Annotated in this window: 5 protein-coding genes; all 5 read right to left on the bottom strand. The window is 67.1% G+C overall.

Annotation, left to right across the window (positions count from 1 at the left end):
• Nucleotides 1-553: lyase family protein (locus VFV09_00510; protein HEU4866182.1), on the bottom strand; the 553-nt coding region annotated here is incomplete at its 3' end.
• A 23-nt stretch (nucleotides 554-576) separates the two neighbouring features.
• Complete coding sequence (gene purE, locus VFV09_00515) at nucleotides 577-1,050, bottom strand: 5-(carboxyamino)imidazole ribonucleotide mutase (GenBank protein ID HEU4866183.1); 474 nt, start codon at nucleotides 1,048-1,050, stop codon at nucleotides 577-579.
• A gap of 501 nt (nucleotides 1,051-1,551) precedes the next feature.
• A complete protein-coding gene (gene purD, locus VFV09_00520) occupies nucleotides 1,552-2,817 on the bottom strand; it encodes a phosphoribosylamine--glycine ligase (GenBank protein ID HEU4866184.1) in 1,266 nt (421 codons plus the stop codon).
• Nucleotides 2,814-4,091 carry an adenylosuccinate synthase gene (locus tag VFV09_00525; protein HEU4866185.1) on the bottom strand — a complete coding sequence of 426 codons (1,278 nt, stop codon included), beginning with the start codon at nucleotides 4,089-4,091 and terminating at the stop codon, nucleotides 2,814-2,816. The genes purD and VFV09_00525 overlap by 4 nt, the downstream gene beginning before the upstream one ends.
• 82 nt (nucleotides 4,092-4,173) lie before the next feature.
• Nucleotides 4,174-4,585, bottom strand: a 412-nt coding sequence (locus VFV09_00530) for a TIM barrel protein (protein ID HEU4866186.1), incomplete at its 5' end; no start/stop codon positions are given.

The raw sequence follows: 4,585 nt of genomic DNA on the forward strand, positions 1-4,585 counted from the left end.
TGTCCGGGTCCCCGCCGGCGAAGGTGCCGACGACGCCGGAGAGCTTTCCGGCCGAAACCGCTTTGCGGGCCCGCCGGAGGCGCTCCCGGCCCCGGTCCAGCTCGAAGGCCCAGCCGGCGACCTTGAGGCCAAAGGTGGTCGGCTCGGCGTGGATGCCGTGGGTCCGCCCGGCCATAAATGAGTGGGCGTGCTGCCGGGACTTGGCGACGCACACCTTGATCAGTGCGTCGACGCCTGCGAGCAGCAGGTCGGCGGCGTCCCGCATCTGCAGCGCCAGCCCGGTGTCCAAGACGTCGGACGAGGTCATCCCGTAATGCAGGTGGCGGGCGGCGGGGCCGACGTTCTCGGTGACGTTGTCGATGAACGCCGCAACGTCGTGGCGGGTCTTGCGTTCGATCTCGGCCACCCGGTCGACGTCGAATGCCGCCTTTGCCTTGATCGTGTCCAGATCCTCCTGGGGCACCTCACCCTTGTTGGTGCGGCACTCGGTGGCCAGGATCTCGATTTTCAGCCAGTTGGCCAGCTTGGTCTGCTCGCTCCAGACCGCGGCCATCTGTGGCCGGGTGTACCGATCGATCAAACCTTCAGCCCTTGCGACAGCTCCTGCTTGAACGTGCGCAGCTTTTCGCGCAGGTCGGGGTTGTGGCAGGCGATGATCTGGACCGCGAGGATCGCGGCGTTCGTCGCCTGGTCGATGCCGACGGTGGCCACCGGCACGCCGGACGGCATCTGGACCGTGGAATAGAGCGAGTCCGCCCCGCCGAGGTGTCCACCGTGCACCGGCACGCCGATCACGGGAAGGATCGTGTTCGCCGCCATGACGCCGGCCAGGTGGGCGGCCCGCCCGGCGGCGGCGATGATGACCTCGAGGCCCCGCTCCTCGGCCAGCTTGGAGTACTCGTGGGCCTGGTCCGGCTGCCGGTGGGCGCTGATGACGTTGGACTCATAAGGGACGCCAAATCGGTCGAGGATGATCTCCGCCGCCTGCATCTTGGGTTGGTCGGACGCGCTGCCCATCACGATGCCCACCAGGGGCGTCTGAATTGCCATCTATTCCTCCGCTCGATTGGATCAACAGGGTTCGAGGCCAGAACCCGAAACTTCGGCAGGCCTAAAGGTTTAGTCCCCGGGCCTCTAGAAAGACCGCCCGGATAGACCTTCGCACAGTCTAATTGACCGGGGTCCGGCCTCAGGAAACTTTGAGCGCGTAAGTAACCTCGGGCTCGAAGCCATCGGCAGACCTTCCCGCAAATTTAAGTTCGTGCGTCCCCGGGGTGGGTGGGCCGGCCCTCGCCCACCACCCGGCGGCGACAGCTTCTGTCTCGCCCGCTTCCCCGTCACGGTGTTACCCGGCGACCTCTTCGGTGAACGGCTCTGTGTCGACCTGCCCGGGGGCGTCGTCAAGCGCATCTCACAGCCCTCTTCCGGACCTCACACCTCGTTCAGGGCCGGCAGGAAGATCATCACATCAGGCTGGCCAGGGCGGACGTAAGACCAGACCGCATCGGTTTGCCCGGTCCGTCGTCAACTGCGACGGCTGTTGATCAGAAGCTATGCCATGGAGGCTATGTCGCTGCGGTGCCGCATACCATCGAAGCTGATCTCCCCGAGCGCCCGGTAGGCCAGCTCCCGGGCGCCCCGTATGTCGTCCCCCAGGGCGCTTCCCGACAGGACCCGCCCCCCCGACGTCACCAGCTTCCCTTCCCGCTCGGTCGTGCCCGAGTGGAAGATCTGCACTCCCAGTTTCTCCGCCTCTTCCAGGCCGGTGATCTCGAAACCGGTCTTCAGCGGGTCCGCCTCCGGGTAGCCGCCCGACGCTGCGACCACCGAAACACACGCCTGATCGCTGCAGGCAACCTTCATCCCGGCCAGCGAACCCTGGGTCGTGGCGATCATCAGCTCTCCCAGGTCAGACTCCAGCCGGGGCAGGATCGCCTGCGTCTCCGGGTCCCCGAACCGGCAGTTGAACTCCACCACCTTCAGACCGGCTGAGGTCAACATCAGCCCGGCATAGATAACCCCGACGTAGTGGCGACCCATCTGGGCCAGCTGCGAAGCGACCGGGTTGAGGATCTGGTCCATGGCCTGGTCGATCACTCCATCGGTGGCGATCGGCACCGGCGAGTAGCTGCCCATGCCCCCGGTGTTCGGCCCCCGGTCCCCGTCGAGCGAACGCTTGAAGTCCTGGGCCGCAGGCAGGGGCAGAACCGTTACACCGTCGCAGAACGCCAGGATCGACAGTTCCGGGCCCTCCATGCGCTCCTCGATCAGCACTGAGTTGCCGGCATCGCCGAACCGATGCTGCTCCATGGCCTCGAGGATCGCCGCCTTGGCGTCGCCCGGGCCGTCGCAGACCGTGACCCCCTTGCCGGCCGCCAGGCCGTCGGCTTTGACGACCACGGGGCAGTCCAACTCTTCGACGTATGCGACTGCGGCCCTGGCCGACTCGAAGGTGCGGGCGTGGGCGGTTGGGATCTGCGCGAACTCCATGATCTGTTTGGCGAAGGTCTTCGACGCCTCCAGCCGGGCCCCGCTCTTCTTCGGCCCGAACGCGGCGATACCCCGCATCTCAAGCGCGTCGGCCAGACCGGCCGCCAGGGGCGCCTCGGGACCGATCACCACCAGGTCCGTCCCCAGAGAGGCGGCCAGGTCGACCAGACCGGGAATGTCGCCGACGCCGACCGGATGACAGGTGGCCAGGCGGGCAATTCCCGGGTTTCCGGGAGCGGCGTGGACCTCGGTTACCGACGGGCTGCGGGCCAGCGCCCAGGCGAGGGCGTGTTCCCGGCCCCCGCCCCCGACCACAAGGACTTTCACCCTCGCCGGGCGACCGTTTCCGTGGCTTCGGGGCCGACCGAGATGTCGGTCACCGGCACGTCGCACAGCTCTTCCAGGCGCCGGATGTAGTTCTGTGCCTTCTCGGGCAGGTCGTCCCAGGTGCGGGCTCCGCTAATGTCGGTGCGCCAGCCGGGCATCTCCTCGAAGATCGGCTTCGCCTTGTGGAAGATCGTCTGGTGGGGCGGGAAGTTTTCGTACTTCTGCCCGTTGTACTCGTAGGCGGTGCAGATCTTGATGGTGTCGAACGAGCTCAAAACGTCGACCTTGGTCAGAAAGATCTCGGTCAGCGAGTTGAGGCGGGCGGCGTAGCGGCCGATGACCGCGTCGAACCACCCGCAGCGGCGCTGCCTGCCCGTGGTTGCCCCGTACTCCTTGCCCCGGTTGACCATCTCCAGGCCGTCCGAACCGCGATCCTCGGAGGGGAAGGGGCCCTCGCCCACCCGGGTGACGTACGCCTTGGTCACGCCGATGATGCGGTCGACCGCCTTCGGCCCGACTCCGGCCCCGGCGCAGAGACCCCCGGCTACGGGGTTCGACGAGGTGACGAAGGGATAGGTGCCGTGGTCAAGGTCCAGCATGGTGCCCTGCGCCCCCTCGAAAAGGACATTCTTGTCCGCCTCCAGGGCTTCGTGGACGACGGTGACCGTGTCGGTGATGTGCGGCGTCAGGCGGTCGGCGAACCCGAGGTACTCCTCCAGGATCGCGTCGATCTTCATCGGCAGGCGGCCGTAGATCTTGGTGAGCAGCAGGTTCTTCTCCCGCAGGTTGACCTCGAGCTTGGCGGCGAAGATCTTGGGGTCCAGCAGGTCCTGCACCCGGATCCCGATGCGGGACGCCTTATCGGAGTACGCCGGGCCGATGCCCCTCTTGGTCGTCCCGAGCTTCAGCTTGCCCAGGCGCCGCTCGATGAGGGCGTCCAGCTCCCGGTGGTACGGCATGATCACGTGGGCGTTGCTGGAGATCACAAGCTTGTCGATGGAGATCCCGCGGGCCTCCAGGCGGTCCATCTCGTCGAGCAGGACCTTGGGGTCGACCACCACACCCGGCCCGATCACCGGCACGATGTGCGAGTAGAGGATGCCGGCGGGGAGCAGGTGAAGCTTGAAGGTCTCCTCGCCGACGATCACCGTGTGCCCGGCGTTGTTGCCGCCCGAGTAGCGGACGACCATGTCCATCTGGTCGGCCATTAGGTGGGTGACCTTGCCCTTACCTTCGTCTCCCCACTGGGTTCCTACGAGCGCGATGCCGGGCATGAGCCAAATCCTTTGAGTAGAGGGGCTGCGGTGTGCGGGCCACGTGCACCGACCGAGTGGCCGTGCCTGTTACTCATCAATTCTAGTGTGGGTCGGCGACACGCTCAACAGACACCGGTTCCTTGCCTGCGCTCAACTCGACCGGGCGGCCGTCCCGCAGGGCCTTGAGGACTGCGACGTTGGCCCGGTCGTCCTCCACCTCGCCGGGCGTTTCGCAGATGAACGGCGTGTCCGCCAGCGCCGGGTGGGCGACCAGCGCCCGGAACCCCTCCAGCCCGATCTCCCCCTGTCCGACGTGCCAGTGGCGATCCCGGCGGGAGTCCCGGGGGTCCCGGGAGTCGTTGCTGTGGATCAGCCCCAGCCGGCCCAGGCCGACCTGCTCCTCCACCTCGGCCACCAGCCGGTCGACGCCCTCCGGCCCAGACAGGTCGTACCCCGCGGCGTGCAGGTGGCAGGTATCCAGGCAGATGCCGAGGTTGGGGTGCGGGCCGCAT

The sequence above is a fragment of the Actinomycetota bacterium genome (assembly GCA_035759705.1).
Taxonomy (GTDB): Bacteria; Actinomycetota; CADDZG01; order JAHWKV01; family JAHWKV01; genus JAJCYE01.

Bases quoted from the DNA above. Each gene is read 5' to 3' on its own strand.
- purE (HEU4866183.1), bottom strand. From the start codon at position 1,050: ATGGCAATTCAGACGCCCCTGGTGGGCATCGTGATGGGCAGCGCGTCC.
- VFV09_00525 (HEU4866185.1), bottom strand. From the start codon at position 4,091: ATGCCCGGCATCGCGCTCGTAGGAACCCAGTGGGGAGACGAAGGTAAG.